This window comes from Xylanibacillus composti, assembly GCF_018403685.1.
Lineage (GTDB): Bacteria > Bacillota > Bacilli > Paenibacillales > K13 > Xylanibacillus > Xylanibacillus composti.
The window spans coordinates 1-17,339 of the sequence record NZ_BOVK01000036.1; the positions used below are offsets into that span (position 1 = coordinate 1).

Here is a 17,339-nt window from a genome sequence, read left to right on the forward strand (position 1 = left end):
ACAATTATACGGACTCAACTCTCGTTGTCGCCCCTTGTTGGTTAAAAAAAACCGTCCCTGGTCATTCCTACTCAGGAAAAAATGACCGGGACGCGCTTCATCAAAATATAACTTTGTACGATTAGTCATACAAAACCTGCACTGGATTCGCATTTTCATGACGATTTGTACGATTTATCATACAACTATCATCATCCATCTAGGCAAGCCTCTGATTTTATACGACAAATCGTACAAAACAAAAAAACTCACTCGGATAAGCGAGTGGTTTGTATGAAAAATCGTATAAATTATACACAATCTCTAGTGACAGTCCAACAGGTGCAAAAATGTAAGAACATCATGAAAGAGCCGAGAAGGAGCCCTGTTAGTCTTCCAGCAAAAGAACGCTATTTCCTCAGGTAATTTAATGCGCATACTGCGCCATATTCACCGTGTAACGGTTATTTCCGTTTTTCATTGAAAACCTCGGTCATAACGTCTTCCATTGGGGAGACCGTTTCTTCGATAGACTACCCAAGCCCACCAACGGCTGGAAATTCAATGTCTCATAAGCTTTTTCAGCAGTTGCGTACGATTGGCAGCACCCAACTTGTGGAGCATCGACTTCATGTGTTTTTTCACCGTGGCCTCGCTTACAAAGAGCCTTGAAGCAATTTCAAGATTCGTAAGTCCTTCTTCAAGCAGGTTGGCCACCTCTCTCTCGCGTGCGGTAAGTGAAGCATGTAAGTTGTCGCCTTGCATGGTCTGTGTCATTTCGTGCGCAGCGCTTTGAGGAGAAACTTGAAAAGTTTCAACGTTCATCAAATCGCCCAACGGCTGACTGATTTGCAGCATCTTTTGGGCTTTGCGCAGCAGTTTATTTTTATCCAGGTTCAGGACGAAGGTTGGCGTTGGGGTAATACCATCATAATTCGTATGCGTGCCGTGCGGTACAATTTCAAAGCCCAGACTGAGGTGCGTATCTATATAGTATGGCAAGGGCGCAGGCGATTCGATGACAAGTTCACCTGACAACAATACCGAATAGAGCAGGTAACCGACCGCTGTTTGCTGCGACTTATCCGAATAATCCACTGTATCAATCGTCTCGATGAACCAACCGGCTCGCTCATTTTCCGGAACGGCGAAGCGACGAACCTGCTCCTCAGACAGACCAGTGAAGTAAGCCTTCCCCCTTGGACATTCCCGTAAATAGGGGAGTGTCTTCCGGTTGATCGGAATGATAGTGGCAAGTCCGATGATACTGCCGTCATTATCCCTCATAACGCGAATGACATCATAACCAAGTGAAAAAAGCGTGCGGAAGTCGAGCCACTTCGCGGTATAGCATGCCTCTTTCTTCGAAATGTGATAGCGAAAGTATTGATTCGAATGCAGATCATAAAGCTCTATCTGCGAATCCTTCGCCTCTTTGAAGCGCCGTTCCACGTAACGCTCGAGCTCTTCCAAGCCGTACTCTCCAATCGGCTCGAATCGTCGGGGCTCCACCTCAAACCAGTTCAAAAAACTCCTTATGAGCGCATCTCCTATAAAGCTCTGCAGCTCATACATTTCCTTCGAGTCATCTGATCCCAGCGAATGGTTCTCTAGCAGACTCTGATAAAAATATCGCATGGCATGGTTCCTAATTTGCTCATAGTGCTTCGGTGCTCTTGCGAAGAGCTCCTTATTGATGCTATCTCTCATTAGGGGATGAATTGTCCAGCCACGGTCAACTTTTCTCACGAATGAGAAGCGAACGAGGCGACGGAAATCGGCGTTCGAAATTTCTTCGTTAATCACGAAAGACAAGCTCTCCTGATTGAAATATCTTAACACGGAAGCCGCTTCGATAATTGGCCTCATGCCGACGCCTGGAACCTCTCTAAGCCATTGCTCGATAATATAGTGCAAGGGTTCATGGTCGCTGAATTCCATGGCCGATCCAGCCCTGTCTTTCTCCTGCAAAAAGAATGCAAAGAGCGACATGGTTAACGGATGCCCTTGCGAATAACGCCACAACCGATGAATGTCGTCGTTGTTGCGGATTCCGTTATTGACTGCATAATGCTCCACTTCTTCATATGTCAGTTCGGTTAGTTGTATACGCAAGATAATCTGTCTCCATACAGGAGACAAAAGCCATGGCTCCGATAGCGGGCTTCTCCCTGCAATTACGATCAGAACGTTTAGGTGGAGGTGCTTGAGAAAGTAGTTTCGAAGCCACTGGTCCACTTCATCCATTCTCTCGTAGGCGTCCAAAAAAAGTACGACACGCTGCTTCTCCGCAATTCTGCACAATTCGATCAAACATCTGTCAAACCACGATTCATCATCATCAGAAGCTGTGTTACCCATGCATGTCCACAATTGCTTACAAAATGAACTGGGACTTACTGCAAAACTATCGCCGTCCAGAAAGAATACGAGCGTGTCTCTCATACGCGCTTGACGGACAAGTTCTTCCATAAGATAACTTTTGCCGATTCCGGCTGTTCCATAAATGTTGATTAATCTTTTGCCGCTTGACTTCGTTAATTCGTTGACAAATGCCGCGATTTCATCTTCTCGCCCACTTAGCAACGAATTATCGGCATGATTGGGCACGCTCTCTCTGTACATATCGATCACCTGTTTTGCTGTAAACTGGACACCCTCATATTTTACACCATTTGGTATGATTTCGACACCGTTTTATTTGTAAGAAAGAAGGTATCCTTAAGGATACCTTTTTCTATCCGATGTGAGAATATAAAATCGACCCTCCCGATGATATCCTGTGAACATGAATAGCGCAAAGCATACGCTTCGCAGCGAAAGGAAGGATATTGAATGATCAAAGTCAGCGTTCATCAATTAAGGGAAGGCGACAAACTTGCTGAATCGATTGTCACGCACAATGGCACTGTCATGCTCAGCGGCGGAACAATACTGACCAAGCACTATATAAAACGTCTGATCGAACGGGGAATCTCCGATGTATATGTAGACTGTGAGCCAGAACCAGAAGCAAGCATGAAGGAAGCTCGCATCAAGCCATTGCGTCATCGAAAAGAAAACATCATCAATGTTATTATTCATAAGCTGGAGCATCCATCGATTTCTATATTCCCATTTCATGCAAGAAAGGAATCCGCATTTAAACGCATATACCGCAAAACGATGTTAGATATTTCTCATGAGCCCATGGTAGTGGAACTGCTGAATCAACTGCATGAGAGCGAACCATCTCTACTGGAGCACTGCGTAAACGTATCCATATTATCCGGAATGATAGGGACAGAGTACGGCTTCGACAATGCTGGAATGTTGGAACTGCTCATCGGTTCGCTGCTGTATGATATCGGGATGCTCAAGGTCCCTGCTTCTATTCTGCGAAGCGACAAGCATCTGACAGGCAAGCAGCGAGAGCTGCTTACGCACCATACTGTCGACGGGTACCACATGTTGCGCAATATCAATGGCGTGCCGGAACGCTCTGCGTTATGCGCCCTGCTTCATCATGAAAAATTCGACGGCTCAGGTTACCCTTATCGACTGACTGGCAAGGACATTCCCTGTTACGCACAGATAGTTGGCATCGCGGATCTATATGATGCACTCATCTCGCCCAAGCCGTATCGGAGCCCATATAAAGCTGTCGATGCCATTGAGCTGTTTTATGCCGCAGGAAATCATTATTTTCGCGCCGACCTTGTGAATATTTTTCTTAAATTGATCAATGTGTATCCTGTAACCCACGTAATCAGACTGAGCAACGGCCAGACCGGTATTGTCAAATCGTACAGCCCCTCTATTGTTCATCGTCCAGCTGGTGGAATATGCAGAGAAGAAGACCGCTCAAGTATTGCTTCTTCCCTTGACTTCGATTTGGCACAGACGCGAAATGATACGGACCTGCACGAAGACAGAAGGATTGAATCCAAACTGACCGCAAAAGAACATTTAGGACGTGATTGACCATGTTGACTGTAACAGAAAAGAGAGAGACATCGACAATACAAGCCCTTCTTTCGGATCGTGCAAGGTCGTATATGACAAAACTGAAAAGAAAAAGCGCTTGTACTTACAAGCACAGTATTCGATTGGCGAAGCTCGCGGACAAATTCGCCTCCGTGTTAGGTTTAAGCGACAAAGAACGTATCCAACTTATTCAAGGCTGCTATTTGCATGATATTGGCAAGCTGTCCACCCCGATTTCAATCCTGAATCAGGAACGGGCATTGAATGATCATGAATGGAACTCGATGAAGAAGCACCCGGTTCAAGGCGCTCGCATTGCAATGACCTTTGCCGAAGAGGTCGACAACCGTGTTCTTGAGACCATCCTCTTTCATCATGAGCGTTGGGATGGCCGAGGATATCCTGACGGCTTATCCGGCGAAAACATTCCATATTTTGCGAGAATATGCGCTGTACTCGATGCGTTCGACAGCATGGTATCTGATCGATGTTACCGGAAAGGTTTATCTGCTAGTCATGCCATTGTTGAGCTCAAACGTAATAGCGGTACGCAATTTGATCCACATGTCGTTCGTTGCTTTATTCAATACTGCATCTAGGATCGGAAGCCGGGGCGTCCAAAAAGATACCCTCGCCAAACCAAAACTTCAATTGCGCCTTCACATATTTCAAGGATACTAGAGGATAGATGCCTGGTCATTCGACAATTGTTTTGGGGCAGGTCCAGTTGACAATTCAGGGTTCGGGGACAGAAATGCTCGGGCCGTGCTTCGCTCATGCTATCATGTTGTACGATTTGTCGTACAAATACCGTCGTGAATTCGGTGATTCCAGACAATTTGTAAGATTTATCATACAAAAATCATGGTCAGCTCATGCAAAACTTCGATTTTGTACGACAAAACGTATAAAGCAGACAAATTCACTGCATGAAGGTGTTGTTTGTACGACAAATCGTACAAACCTCCACAGCCCCTGTTATAAGGGAAGACTAAAGAAACTGCACATTTCACATAGTTTGGTGGATATGTGAGGATGTAAGATTACATCAGCAATTCGAAATGAAAAATAGATCCCAGAAGCTCATACGCATAAATTTTGTTCGAGCTCCCGGCAGGAACAGGACGAAGCTTTCCCTTGCCTACCAACTCTCGGCAGTACTTGATGACCGTTTGCTTGTGCAGATCGAGCTCGATGGCCGCTTCCGCTGGTCTGATCACTCGGTTATGGCTTGATGCATATCGTATCAGCATTCGTTCTATTTTTGTGAACGATTCCATTACAGGCTTCCCGGAAGCGAGATAAGGGGCCAGCATACTACGCAGCATGGATTGAATGAACACAGGATTTTCTTTCATTTCATCAAGCGAAATCAATATCAGGTGACATTGCTGTGACTGAAGGAACAGACCGCGATTCAGATCCATCCGATATTTTGTGCGATCTTTGCCGTGTGAGCCATAGTCCATAATCTCGAATGCAAAACGAAGCGCTCCCAATATCCACATGAAGTCCACAAAATACGATCGTCCTCGCCAATCCAGCACCTCGTATTCCGGATGCAGGTTTTGAAAATTCCCTACCAATGGCCACCAGATTTTCTCTGCAAACAATCGGTTTCCGTAGCCGTGCCCTCGCTTCAATGCATCCTTTCGTTCTCCTTGCCGTTGATTCAAGTGGCGCTTGATCCATTTTTCATGCTCCGTTTGAAAACTCATCATTTCTACCTCCTTCGAATAAAAAAAACGCCCCGAATATTCCTGCTTAGGCAGAAATGAACGGGGCGTGCTTCGCCACAAATTGACTTTGTACGATTTATCACACAAAAATGATGCTTTACCTATAGATTTAAGACGTTTGTACGATTTATAGTATACATCTAATCGTCTAATCATTCAAACCTCTGATTTTGTACGATGAATCGTACAAAGCAGGTAATTTCATGGACGAGGGGTGCAGTTTGTACGACAAATCACACAAATCGGGACTTTATCATAAAAAAAACAGCCTGAATAGCTGCTACGATGAGTCAAATGATGGTGGAGCCAAGCGGGATCGAACCGCTGACCTCCTGCTTGCAAGGCAGGCGCTCTCCCAGCTGAGCTATGGCCCCATAATATGCGATTGATGTTTTGCAGCGAACGTTGTTTATCATAGCACAGCCTCCCAACCGCTGTCAATAACCATTCACCAACAGATTGGATGAACCAGTCATGTATCCGATCAAGAATCGCAACGCAAGGTACGACTACAGAAGCGCCCGACTGCCACTGCTATACGAACGGAGCATTCGAACACTTGAGCACAACTGAACCAGGCGTAAGCTAAAATTAGCGAACGGAGGGGGCTCATGTGTGCAGTATCCGCTCAGCCGGTGGTTCGACGTTTCTAACGGAACTCACAGTCGCTATGAGCGGTTTTAAGAAAGCTTTTCAATCTAAAAGGAAGCCGCAGACCTTATTAGGCTGTTCGTTGCGATAAATGAGCCGACTAAAGGTGAATAGTGTCGCTCAGTTCCGTTAGCCTGCAAAATCACGAAAAAAAGGACAATTCGTGCCCCTGAGTTCCGTTAGCCTAGCGAACCGCGAGCCTACGGGCTGCGGATTGCCCATTGTGGGCGGACATCCGAGCTGAATAACGGTGAAAGCGCCGCTGCGGACTACACACTAATGAACTGCGAACAATAAGCCACTTTCCCGAACCACGAGCTACGACAATGCCAGGGTCGCTTAACCAAGCCGACGCTGTCCCCGGTGCACAATTGCGCGCAGTGAGAGGTGCGACCTCGTCAATCGCAGTATCCTGTCAAAGCCTATCCCTTCTCGCCGCCGATCTGGTTCCGCTGCAGCAAGCCGCTCAGCTCTTTCATAAACATATTGATGTCCTTAAATTGTCTGTAGACCGAAGCAAACCGCACATAGGCCACTTCATCCACTGGATACAGCTGCTCCATGACCAGCTCGCCGATTTCGCGGCTGTCCACCTCCGCGTGAGCCAATCGCCGGATCTCTTGCTCTACAGTAGAGACGATGGAATCAAGCTGCTCTACCGAAACCGGACGCTTCTCGCATGCCCGGATCAAGCCGCGCAGCATCTTGTCCCGATTGAATTCTTCCCTGCTGCCATCCTTCTTGATGACAATGAGCGGCGCTTCCTCCACCATCTCAAACGTCGTAAATCTTCGCTGACACTGTTCGCATTCGCGGCGGCGGCGAATCGATCGATTTTCGTTCGCTGGCCGAGAATCCAGCACCTTCGTTCCGTCATAAGAGCAATAAGGACATTTCATCTCTTTGCACCCTTCCTTCTTCCCTTAATCATTTCCCTGCATCAATAAGTGCCAAACGTTACCTGTATGAACGCTATGCATACGCAACATAATAGGACTACCAACGACAAGGAGGTGAGCAAGCAATGGGTCAAGGACAATCTCGTTCCAGTAACGTACTCGTCGTACCTCAAGCCAATGCAGCGTTGGATCAAATGAAATATGAGGTAGCGCAAGAGCTGGGTATCGCTATCCCTCAAGACGGTTACTACGGTAACATGGCTACTCGCGACACGGGTGCGATCGGTGGTCACATCACTCGCCGTCTGGTGCAAATCGCTGAGCAGCAACTGGCTGGTCAATTCAAGTAATCATGCTTGCCGGCACTGGAGAGCGCGATTCTGCGCTTTCCAGTGTCTTTTCTCCTTCGCTACGACCAGTCCTCCGCATAAAGAGCCTCATATTTCTTATAATAATAAAGCACGCGATGCACATAGTGGCGGGTTTCGCCGAAAGGCACCTCCGACAGCGTAGCTTCTTTGCCGTCCCAAACCCCTTCGTTGAGCCACTGGCGCACCTTGCCCGGACCTGCATTATAAGCCGCAGCAACCAGTGCCATGCGGTCGCGATCCGTGCGCTCTCCTTCCAATCCATCATACATATTGTGCAAAAAACGCAAGTACCAGGCGCCAGTCTTGAGGTTTAAGGTGGGCTCATATAAATCGCCAATGGTATTGTCGCGGAAGCCCGCTTGCTCCAATACCCACTCCCCGGTTTCGGGCATGATTTGCATCAGGCCCATAGCGTTCTTTTTCGATGATTTATCCGGTTTGAAATTGCTCTCAACCCGCACAATCGCCGCCATGAACAGCGGATCCACACCATAGTCCTTCGCGATTTCCCGAATTTCTTGCTCATAATGAATGGGATAAATCAAATACCCCAGCCATTGGGACGAGAATAAAGCCAGTACCGTACCGATAAAAATTACTGCATAAAGCCGCTTCTTGCGTAGCATGCTCATGTGCCGACCCGACTATCCCAAAATTGATCGACTTGCCTGGCCGTCTCCGCCAATGATCCAGAGTTGTCTATAACGATATCCGCTCTCTTCCTCTTCTCCTCAATCGGCAGCTGGGCGGCAATGCGCTGCCTCGCTGCGGCTTCATCCATGCCATCCCGCTCCATGAGGCGGGACAACTGGACAGCAGGCGGCACATATACGACCATAACTTCGGAGAAATAATCGACCAGTCCTGATTCATATAATAAAGGCACGTCCACTACAACAAGCCGTGTTGGATCTTCCTGCTCATAGGCCGCCATACGGCTGCGCATCAATGCGCGGATTGGCGGGTGAAGCAAGGCTTCCAGCTTTTTGCGGGCAGCGTCATCCGCGAACACTATCTGGCCCAAGCGTTTGCGGTCCAGCGAACCATCAGGCAGCAGAACAGCTTGTCCGAAGGTATCCGCTACTTGTGCAAGCGTCGGCGTGCCCGGCTCAACCACTTCTCGCGCCAGCCGATCCGCATCAATCAGCACCGCACCTTTTTCCACCAGCATGTCCGCAACAGTGCTTTTGCCGCAAGCGATGCCGCCAGTCAATCCAATATTCATCGTATCCCCCGCTTTCTTCTGAATTTGTTCTAGATGTTGCAGCAGCCCGTCTTATTCTGTATCGCGGGTTGAGGGCGCATACACCGATTTGCGTGAAAGGGGCGGAACCGACTTCCGCCCTATAAATCGAACAATTTGGCTACGCCCGTCAAAATCAGAATGACACCGGGAGCAGCGGCCAGCTTGCGAACCCACGCCAATCCGGAGAGCCGAAATCCGATCTGCAGACCTGTCGCAATAAATGCGCCGCAGGTTATGCCGATCAATAGCGATGTCCAAAGCGGAGAGAATCCGAGCAGTGCCGCACCCAGTCCGGCTCCCAATGCGTCGAGGGACAAAGCCAGACCCAGCAGCCCTGCCTCTGTCGCCGAGATCGTACCCGACCGGTCCATATCCGCTTTCACAGGTGTGCGCAAAATATCAATCACAATTCCAAGCTGGCGAATTTCCACATGAATAACCGTCTTGGGCGAATCGCGCTTGGGATCAGGCTGAGCGGGCGGGGACTCGGATGCGTTGCTGTTTTTGTGAGCAATCATTTGCCAAATCGCCCAAATGCCGATTCCGATCAGGATGAAAGCGCCAATCATCTTGGCCACTGCCGGACTCAGGAAATGAAGCAGGACAGCGCCAATCTGCATCGAGCACCAAATAACCAAACCAGAGCAAATTGCTATGATCAGGATAGATACGGCAGGTATGCGTATTTTTCGAATCCCGTACATGACTCCGACGCCAAACCCGTCGAGGCTGACAGCCAAAGCAAGCAGCAGCAGCGAAATCAGTGACAGCATGTGTTTCACTCTCCCTTGCTCCCATCATATGGAGAGGAAACAGCATGGGTGCATGACTAGTTGGAGAGCCGTATCATCCCTTCTTGACGGAGGCTGCCGTCCGCTTGCGAGACCGTTTCATGCGTTGGCATGTTTGGCAAAAATGCGTCCCCCTGCCCGCCAGCACAATCTTCACAATGGGGTTGCCGCAGCGCGCGCATGCCTCGCCGCTGCGTCCGTATGCTTGCAGCTGCTGCTGGAACATGCCCATTTCGCCCTGACCGTTCACATACGACTTGATCGATGATCCACCCTGGCGAACCGCCTCGCTCAACGTCTTCACCACCGCTTGATGCAAGGTTTGCCACTCCTGCGCGCTTAATGAATCGGCGGTCTGTTCCGGATGGATGCGCGCTTCGTACAAGGCCTCATCCACATAAATATTCCCGAGCCCCGTCACATATGCCTGGTTGAGCAGCAGCGGCTTGAGCTTCGACGAACGGTGCGCAAGCACGGAGCGGAACGCCTCGCATGTAAAATTGTCGCTCAATGGCTCCAGCCCCAGCTTGTTCAGCGGAGGGGACGTCCACTCCTCGCCCGGGGCGAACAGATGCATCGTGCCAAATTGACGCACGTCCCGATATCTCAGCTCACTGCCGTCCGTGAACCGGAAGATGACATGCGTATGCGGTTCGACAGGCTCATGATGCGCGTATACGCCATAACGCCCTTCCATGCGCAGGTGGGAAACGAGAATGATTCCGTCCAGCACCATACGCAAAAATTTGCCCCGGCGGTCGATCTCCATAAACGTGCGGCCAGCCAGCGCCTCTTCGAACAGCATAGTATCATCCGGCTTTTGAATAATGCGCGGCAGGCTGACTGTTGCTTGCTCTATCGTCTTGCCGACAATGAGTTGAATCAATGTGCGGCGAACTGTTTCTACTTCCGGCAATTCCGGCATTGTCCCTCACCTCAACCTGATTATAACGGGGGGCGAAACTTCTGCCCAGTCCTGACGCTATTTCGCCTCATACCAATTTTGGCCATAGCTGACATCCGCCTTCAGAGGCACGTCCAGCTCGATTGCCTGCTCCATGACCTGCGGCACAAGCTGCTTCATGATGCCCAGCTCCTCCTCCGGCACCTCGAACACAAGCTCATCATGCACCTGGAGAAGCATCCGGCTGCGCAGCCCTTCCTCACGCAGCTTCTCTTCCATTTGCACCATCGCCAACTTGATGATGTCAGCGGCGGTACCCTGGATCGGGGTGTTCATCGCTGTCCGTTCTGCGAACGAGCGCTGGTTGAAGTTCGATGCCTTGATCTCCGGCAAGTAGCGGCGGCGATGCAGCAGGGTAGAGACATAGCCATCCTTCCGCGCCTGCTTGACGATGTCCGTCATGAACTGCTTCACACCCTCGAAGACGGCGAAATATTGCTCGATGAACTGGGCCGCTTCCTTGCGGGTAATATTCAAGTTCTGCGACAGCCCGTAATCGCTGATGCCGTATACGATGCCGAAGTTAACAGCCTTAGCCTGGCGCCGCATATTGGCATCGACCTCGTCCGCATGCACGCCGAATACATCCATCGCTGTTTTCGTATGAATGTCCATATCATGAATGAACGCTTCCTTCAACCGGGGATCCCCGGAAATATGGGCAAGCACGCGCAGCTCAATCTGCGAGTAATCGGCTGCCAGCACCTGCCAGCCAGGCTCGGACGGCACGAATACTTTGCGGATTTTGCGCCCTTCCTCCATACGGATCGGGATATTCTGCAAATTCGGGAACTGGCTGGACAGCCGACCGGTTGCCGCAATCGTCTGCCTATAGTACGTATGAATCTTGCCGGTCTTCTCGCGAATTTCCTTAACAAGTCCCTCGATGTAGGTGGACTGCAGCTTTGCCAGCTGGCGGTAATGGACAATTTGCGAGACAATCTCATGATGCGGAGCCAGCTTGTCCAGCACTTCCGCGTCCGTCGAATATCCGGTCTTCGTCTTCTTCACTACGGGCAGTCCCAGCTTCTCGAACAAAATTTCTCCGAGCTGCTTGGGCGAGTTCAGGTTGAATTCCTCGCCAGCCTGGGCGTAGATATCCTTCACAATTGTATCCAGCTGAGCAGTCAGCTCCTGGCCGTACGCGACAAGCCCCGCCTTGTCCACCTTGAAGCCCGTAGTCTCCATACGGCTCAAGGTGCGCGTCAACGGCATCTCTACATCCTCGAGCAGCGAGCGCATGCCATCCGCTTCCAGCTTCTCCTTCAGAACCGGAGCCAGCTTGAGGACGGCTCTCGCTTTTCTCGCCAGGTGATTGGCCGTGATCGCTTCGTCTGGAACTTTGAATTTGGCTCCCTTGCCGAACACCTCTTCATCGGAAGCGAGCCAGCCTGTCCCGTATCGCTGCGACAACCCGCTCAAGGTGTCATCTCCCTGGGTCGGGTCCAGCAAGTAACCGGCGAGCAGCACATCCACTGCTACTCCCTCAAGAGATAGGCCATGCCAGTGCAAGGCCACAATCGCCTTGTGGCTGTCATAAATATGCTTCGGCTTCTCGGCATCGGCCAGCCATTGACGTAAGGAAGCGGCCTGCTCCGACTGCTTCAGCCAATCGAACGCTGCTGTGTAAACAGCATCGCCGGTATCGAGCGCAATGCCGATCACTTCCGCCTCATGCGGATTTTCGCCGATCACCTCCAGATGGACGGCCTGAACGCGCTCCAGTGCGCTCTCCAGCTGTTCGCTTCCCTCGACATCGGCGCGAACAAGCTGCAGCGACTCCACTTCCTGCGGCGAACCCGCATCGTCCCCGGCATCGCCCAGCCGCTCCAAGAGCGACTTGAACTCCAGCTTGCGGAACAGCTCGCGCGCAGCGCCTTGATCATAGCCGCCGTAGCTCATGTCCTCCAGTTTGAGCTCCACTGGAACCTCGCGGAAAATCGTCGCCAGATCCTTGCTCATCCGGGCATCCTCCGCATGCTCGGTTACCCGCTCTTTCAGCTTGCCCTTCAGGCTGTCGGCATGGGTCAGCACTTCTTCTACGGAGCCATACTCATGCAGCAGCTTCAGCGCTGTCTTCTCGCCCACGCCGGGAATGCCGGGAATGTTGTCGGAGGCATCCCCCATCAAGCCTTTCAAATCTATAATTTGCTTCGGCGCCAATCCATACTTCTCCTGGATTTCCGCCGGTCCATAGCGCTCCATCTCCGATATGCCCTTGCGAGTCAGCGCAATCGTCACCTGATTCGAGGCAAGCTGCAGCATATCCTTGTCTCCGGTTACGATCAGCACCTGCCACTTCTGACTTTCCGCCAGCCGGGAGATGGTGCCGATAATGTCATCCGCCTCATAGCCCTCCAGCTCGAAGCGAGAAATGCTCAAGCCATCCAGCAGCTCGCGCAGCAGCGGAAATTGTTCCGACAGCTCCGGCGGCGTCTTCATGCGATGCCCCTTGTATTCCTTATAATCCTGATGGCGAAAAGTCGCCTTCCCTGCATCGAACGCCACGAGGAAATGTGTAGGCTGCTCCTCTTCCAGCAAGCGAAGCAGCATCGTGGTGAACCCGTAAACAGCATTCGTCTGCATGCCGGCGGAATTGCTGAGCGGCGGCAGCGCGTAGAATGCCCGATTGGCAATGCTGTTCCCGTCGATTAACACGATTTTATTCAATACCGACACCTCATTTTTTTGGACAAATCCGTTTCCTCTAATCATAGCATACCGCAATAAAAAATGCCCCTGCCAGCAGCAGAAGCATCCTTCGCATTTCCTTGTATGACTTGCCTCACCGCTGGCCCTTGGCATGCAGCAGCCGGTCCAGACGCTCTACGCAGACGGCATTGCCCTTCAGCGCCTTCGCCTTGCTCTTCAACTCTGCCGCTGTTCGGGCAAGCGCCTCCGGCATAAACCCTTCCCGCTCCGTGCAGATGATCAGCGAAATCGAAAGGGTGACACCGTTCTGCTCCACCGCTCTCCCTTCCCGATCCAGCACATAGCGAATTTCCTTGCCATGATAAAATCTGTCGATCCCCGACTCGAACCGGGCCACAATCTCTTTGCAAAGCTGCTCCGGCTCACTCACGCAGGTGAGCGCGATAAAATCGTCCCCGCCGATATGGCCGATGAAGTCTTCTCTCGTTCCATATTGCTGAAGCGTCTGCCTAAGCACAGAGGCCGTATATTGAATCACTTCATCCCCTTGCTGGAACCCGAAATGATCGTTGTACCACTTGAAATGGTCCAAATCCGCATAAATCACGGCAAATGGTAAGGAGGAGGACCACTTGGTCCGGATTTCGCGCTGGATTTCTCTGTTCCCGGGCAGGCCGGTAAGCGGATTGGACACGCGTGCCGCTTCCATCTGCATATGCGTAATGTGCTCCAGTATGGAGCGGACCGAGGCCGTTCCCTGCAATTTGCCTTCCCTCGTAATGATGACCAGATCGTACAGGCGTCTCATCTCTCGAGCCATCGCCAGCTTGGAGGCACGTTCGAGACTCGTATGCTCGTCGAGGATCAACGGACGGTTATCCATAAGCTGTTCAACCGGCTTGCTCCAGAACAAGGCGATGCCGTATTGTCCGGACAACTCTTGGAACAGCTTCTCCCGCATCATCAGTCCGACCGGCTTGTTGGAGGAATCGACGACGACTATCCCTTGCTCCGCTTCATGATGACGGAGATAGAGAGAAACCTCCGAGATTGGGGTTCCCATCTTGAAGCAGCCGGTATGGGCGGCCAGGTCGCCAATGTTCTTCTGGTACGGCGAGCGCGCCATACTGTCGGACAGCTTCTGAATGAACTGATGAATATCTGCGTCTGGCACAAGCAAAGCCTTGTCCGGTCTTCCGAGCAAGTAGCCCTGCACATAATGGACACCCATTCGCATAAGCTTGTCCAGATCCTCCAGCCGCTCGATCCCTTCCGCAATCAAGCTGATATTCATCTTTGTCGCGAACGTCACGAACGTCTCTACAATATATTCCTTCACACGGCTTGTATGAATCTGTTCGGTCAGCGATCGATCGATCTTGATATAGTCCGGCTGCAGCTCGGCGATGGCCTCCAGTGAAGAATAGCCGGCTCCGGCGTCATCGATCGCGATCTGGTATCCTTGCTTGCGGTAATGCTCCAGCACGCGCTTGGCCATTTCGAAATTCTCTACAGAGGTGCGCTCGGTAATTTCCAGCACCACATTCGTCGGATTCAACCCGCATTCACGCAGCAGGCGCATCGTTTGGCCTGGCGTAAAATCCGGCTCCAGAATGACGGAGGCCGGTATGTTAATAAAGATTTTCTGATCCGCAGACAAATTGCGGCAACCGCGAATCGCCTTCTCTCTGGCGAGCTTGTCCAGTTCGTACAGCTTGCCTTCCTGCTCAGCCATCCGAAACAGCTTGAGCGGGGAACGGAAGCCGGACTGCTCCGGTCCTCTCGTCAGCGCTTCGTACCCGAAAACCGTCCCATCCTTCAAGGACACGATCGGTTGATAAACCGACCAAATGGACGCGGTATGTAAAATCGTATAAAAGGCTGCAAGCTCCTCATTTCCCTCGACATTGCCCGGGATGCTATTCATACGAACCCCTCTCCTTCGGACCGTCCTTAGCATTGCTGCTCCCATCAGCCTATTCAGCCGCTCTTGTGCAAACAGCATAGCAAGTCTTTGTCAACGGATATACAGCTTTCTATTAAATTTGTGTAAAAATAGCGAAATCCGTCGAAATTTTGTCCAGAATCCCCCACCAAGGTTTCAAAAGCACAGAGAGGTAAATCAGCACTCCCTATTAGAGGCATATAACGGACTTATTGCAACGAATAGCGCGCCCGGCAATGCATAACGGTACTCCGCGGGCTTATTCCGGCTCCTTCACCTTCCGTTCAGTGAAAAGGGCATCAATAAGTCCAGCAAGTTCCGTTAATTCCGCATACGTTTGCAGTTGGGATGAAATAAGCCCGTTCATTCCCGTTATTTCGCAATCACGGCAAGTTGACGTCAACTCAAGGAGCACGGATTGGGCCGGTCCGTTTCTTTTCCAGTGCAATAAAAAAAGACACTATTAGGCCAGTATTCGATGCAAGATGCCTGTCTAACGAAATCCGTCCCAGAGCACAACCACCAGCGCAACACACCAATCCGGCATGCTGATGGGGCAAAGAGGACCCATTCGAGCAGAGCATTCACACTAAAGCCTAATAGTGTCTATAGGTTATTGATTCAGATCAGGACGATGGCCGCGTACCAGATAGACTACGCTCTCGCCGATATTGGTTGCATGATCGGCCATACGTTCCAGATAGCGGCTGACGAAGCAGAGCTGCAGCGACTGGTTAACTGTTTTGGGATTGTCCACCATGAAGACGAACAGCTCCCGCAAAATTTGGCTGTACAGATTGTCGACCTCATCATCCATCTTCGCCATCTTGTAAGCGAGATCCACATTCTCTTCCATGTAGGACTGAATCGATTCGGAAATCATGAGCTGTACAATCTCCGCCATGCGCGGTATGTCCACGAGCGGCTTTACCAGCTCTTCGTTGCCGATCCGCATAACGACCTTCGCAATATCTACGGCCAGATCGCCCATTCGCTCCAGATCGCTCGATATCTTGAAGGCGACCAGGATGCGCCGCAAATCCTTGGCTACCGGCTGTTGGGTAGCGATCAGCGTCGTGCCGATTTCATCGATTTTCTCCTCGATTTCATTAATGGCCACATCCTGATTTACGATTTGCTGCGCCAGCTCAAGATCGGTCTCCTTCAGTGACTTGACGGAATTCAGAATCGCCTCCTCTACCATGCGCCCCATTTCTACTAGCGCACTGCGCAGCGTGTTCAGCTGTTCATCAAATTGTTGGCGGTTCGTATTCATTGGCACTCGCTTTCCTCCCCTTTCTAGAAAAACCTATTAGCCGAATCGGCCCGTAATATAATCTTCCGTGCGCTGATCGTTCGGATTGGAGAACAAGGTGACGGTATCGTTGAATTCCACCACTTCTCCATTGAGGAAAAACGCCGTCTGGTCAGACACCCTTGCGGCCTGCTGCATATTGTGCGTGACGATGACAATCGTGTAGTCCTTCTTCAGCTCCTGCACGAGCTCCTCGATCTTCAAGGTTGAAATCGGGTCAAGCGCCGAGGTCGGCTCATCCATCAGGATCACTTCCGGTTCAATCGACAGCGTCCGCGCAATGCAAAGCCGCTGTTGCTGACCGCCGGACAAGCCGTAGGCATTCTCGTTCAGCCGATCCTTCACTTCGTCCCACAAGGCTGCGTTCTTCAAGCTTCTCTCCACGATTTCGTCGAGCAGCTTCTTTTTGCGTATGCCATGAATTCTGGGTCCATAGGCCACATTTTCATATATGCTCTTCGGGAACGGATTCGGCTTCTGAAAGACCATCCCCACTTGCGTCCTCAATTCCTCCACACTGTAATTTCTGTGAAAGATATCCCGCTGCTTGAACAAAATTTGCCCGTTGATGCGGACAAGCGGATTCATCTCCACCATCCGGTTCAATGTCTTGATATAAGTGGACTTTCCGCAGCCGGACGGACCAATGATGGCGGTGACCTGTTTTTCGCTCATCTGCAGGGAGATGTTTTTCAGCGCTTGATCCTGGCCGTACCACAAATTCAATGCTTTCGTATCAATCACGATTTCTCTTTTGGCGTCTGCAACCACCGCAGTGCCCTCTTTTTCGCTAATTCGTATCATACGGGCAACCCTTCCTT

At 50.9% G+C, this 17,339-nt stretch carries 14 protein-coding genes, 1 tRNA gene and 1 pseudogene; 3 read left to right on the forward strand and 13 right to left on the reverse strand.

Annotated elements, in window-relative coordinates; translation table 11 throughout:
• Window positions 1-540 precede the first annotated feature (540 nt).
• Window positions 541-1,785 (reverse strand): LuxR C-terminal-related transcriptional regulator, encoded by a 1,245-nt coding sequence (locus tag XYCOK13_RS21930; RefSeq protein ID WP_244865140.1) that lies wholly within the window; start codon window positions 1,783-1,785, stop codon window positions 541-543.
• Window positions 1,786-2,058: 273 nt separating this feature from the next.
• A pseudogene (locus tag XYCOK13_RS22360) lies at window positions 2,059-2,604 on the reverse strand (ATP-binding protein); the annotation flags it as partial.
• A 210-nt stretch (window positions 2,605-2,814) separates the two neighbouring features.
• On the opposite strand from XYCOK13_RS22360, the gene XYCOK13_RS13080 reads away from it, so the two are divergent.
• A complete protein-coding gene (locus XYCOK13_RS13080; protein ID WP_213412611.1) occupies window positions 2,815-3,942 on the forward strand; it encodes an HD-GYP domain-containing protein in 1,128 nt (375 codons plus the stop codon).
• A 2-nt stretch (window positions 3,943-3,944) separates the two neighbouring features.
• A complete protein-coding gene (locus XYCOK13_RS13085; protein WP_213412612.1) occupies window positions 3,945-4,544 on the forward strand; it encodes an HD-GYP domain-containing protein in 600 nt (199 codons plus the stop codon).
• 444 nt (window positions 4,545-4,988) lie between these two features.
• Here the strand turns inward: XYCOK13_RS13085 and XYCOK13_RS13090 are convergent, their stop codons facing one another.
• The 3 genes from XYCOK13_RS13090 to nrdR all read right to left on the reverse strand — a co-directional run bounded on the left by XYCOK13_RS13090 (window position 4,989) and on the right by nrdR (window position 7,234).
• A complete protein-coding gene (locus XYCOK13_RS13090) occupies window positions 4,989-5,663 on the reverse strand; it encodes a hypothetical protein (protein WP_213412613.1) in 675 nt (224 codons plus the stop codon).
• Window positions 5,664-5,982: 319 nt separating this feature from the next.
• Window positions 5,983-6,058, reverse strand: a tRNA-Ala gene (locus tag XYCOK13_RS13095).
• Between the two features lie 699 nt (window positions 6,059-6,757).
• A complete protein-coding gene (gene nrdR, locus XYCOK13_RS13100) occupies window positions 6,758-7,234 on the reverse strand; it encodes a transcriptional regulator NrdR (RefSeq protein ID WP_213412614.1) in 477 nt (158 codons plus the stop codon).
• 125 nt (window positions 7,235-7,359) lie between these two features.
• On the opposite strand from nrdR, the gene XYCOK13_RS13105 reads away from it, so the two are divergent.
• Entirely contained in the window at window positions 7,360-7,584 is a 225-nt protein-coding gene (locus XYCOK13_RS13105) for an alpha/beta-type small acid-soluble spore protein (protein WP_213412615.1), read from the forward strand.
• 59 nt (window positions 7,585-7,643) lie between these two features.
• Here the strand turns inward: XYCOK13_RS13105 and XYCOK13_RS13110 are convergent, their stop codons facing one another.
• From XYCOK13_RS13110 to pstB, 8 genes are all read right to left on the reverse strand, one after another.
• The gene (locus XYCOK13_RS13110; RefSeq protein WP_213412616.1) at window positions 7,644-8,237 is read right to left on the reverse strand and encodes a lytic transglycosylase domain-containing protein; all 594 of its coding nucleotides are present in this window, start codon (window positions 8,235-8,237) and stop codon (window positions 7,644-7,646) included.
• Entirely contained in the window at window positions 8,234-8,830 is a 597-nt protein-coding gene (coaE, locus tag XYCOK13_RS13115; protein WP_213412617.1) for a dephospho-CoA kinase, read from the reverse strand. The genes XYCOK13_RS13110 and coaE overlap by 4 nt, the downstream gene beginning before the upstream one ends.
• A gap of 119 nt (window positions 8,831-8,949) precedes the next feature.
• A complete protein-coding gene (gene ytaF / locus XYCOK13_RS13120) occupies window positions 8,950-9,624 on the reverse strand; it encodes a sporulation membrane protein YtaF (RefSeq protein WP_213412618.1) in 675 nt (224 codons plus the stop codon).
• Between the two features lie 73 nt (window positions 9,625-9,697).
• On the reverse strand, window positions 9,698-10,567 hold the full coding sequence (gene mutM, locus XYCOK13_RS13125) for a DNA-formamidopyrimidine glycosylase (protein WP_213412619.1): 870 nt from the start codon (window positions 10,565-10,567) through the stop codon (window positions 9,698-9,700).
• Between the two features lie 57 nt (window positions 10,568-10,624).
• The gene (gene polA, locus XYCOK13_RS13130) at window positions 10,625-13,276 is read right to left on the reverse strand and encodes a DNA polymerase I (protein WP_213412620.1); all 2,652 of its coding nucleotides are present in this window, start codon (window positions 13,274-13,276) and stop codon (window positions 10,625-10,627) included.
• A gap of 115 nt (window positions 13,277-13,391) precedes the next feature.
• On the reverse strand, window positions 13,392-15,185 hold the full coding sequence (locus XYCOK13_RS13135) for a bifunctional diguanylate cyclase/phosphodiesterase (RefSeq protein WP_213412621.1): 1,794 nt from the start codon (window positions 15,183-15,185) through the stop codon (window positions 13,392-13,394).
• Window positions 15,186-15,816: 631 nt separating this feature from the next.
• Window positions 15,817-16,479 (reverse strand): phosphate signaling complex protein PhoU, encoded by a 663-nt coding sequence (gene phoU, locus XYCOK13_RS13140; protein WP_213412687.1) that lies wholly within the window; start codon window positions 16,477-16,479, stop codon window positions 15,817-15,819.
• 36 nt (window positions 16,480-16,515) lie between these two features.
• Complete coding sequence (gene pstB / locus XYCOK13_RS13145) at window positions 16,516-17,322, reverse strand: phosphate ABC transporter ATP-binding protein PstB (RefSeq protein WP_213412622.1); 807 nt, start codon at window positions 17,320-17,322, stop codon at window positions 16,516-16,518.
• Window positions 17,323-17,339 lie beyond the last annotated feature (17 nt).

Coding starts and splice junctions, on each gene's coding strand:
- phoU (WP_213412687.1), bottom strand. CDS start 16,479: ATGAATACGAACCGCCAACAATTTGATGAACAGCTGAACACGCTGCGC.
- XYCOK13_RS13080 (WP_213412611.1), top strand. CDS start 2,815: ATGATCAAAGTCAGCGTTCATCAATTAAGGGAAGGCGACAAACTTGCT.
- pstB (WP_213412622.1), bottom strand. CDS start 17,322: ATGATACGAATTAGCGAAAAAGAGGGCACTGCGGTGGTTGCAGACGCC.
- XYCOK13_RS13105 (WP_213412615.1), top strand. CDS start 7,360: ATGGGTCAAGGACAATCTCGTTCCAGTAACGTACTCGTCGTACCTCAA.
- XYCOK13_RS13110 (WP_213412616.1), bottom strand. CDS start 8,237: ATGAGCATGCTACGCAAGAAGCGGCTTTATGCAGTAATTTTTATCGGT.
- mutM (WP_213412619.1), bottom strand. CDS start 10,567: ATGCCGGAATTGCCGGAAGTAGAAACAGTTCGCCGCACATTGATTCAA.
- XYCOK13_RS13085 (WP_213412612.1), top strand. CDS start 3,945: ATGTTGACTGTAACAGAAAAGAGAGAGACATCGACAATACAAGCCCTT.
- ytaF (WP_213412618.1), bottom strand. CDS start 9,624: ATGCTGTCACTGATTTCGCTGCTGCTGCTTGCTTTGGCTGTCAGCCTC.
- XYCOK13_RS13090 (WP_213412613.1), bottom strand. CDS start 5,663: ATGAGTTTTCAAACGGAGCATGAAAAATGGATCAAGCGCCACTTGAAT.
- nrdR (WP_213412614.1), bottom strand. CDS start 7,234: ATGAAATGTCCTTATTGCTCTTATGACGGAACGAAGGTGCTGGATTCT.
- coaE (WP_213412617.1), bottom strand. CDS start 8,830: ATGAATATTGGATTGACTGGCGGCATCGCTTGCGGCAAAAGCACTGTT.
- XYCOK13_RS13135 (WP_213412621.1), bottom strand. CDS start 15,185: ATGAATAGCATCCCGGGCAATGTCGAGGGAAATGAGGAGCTTGCAGCC.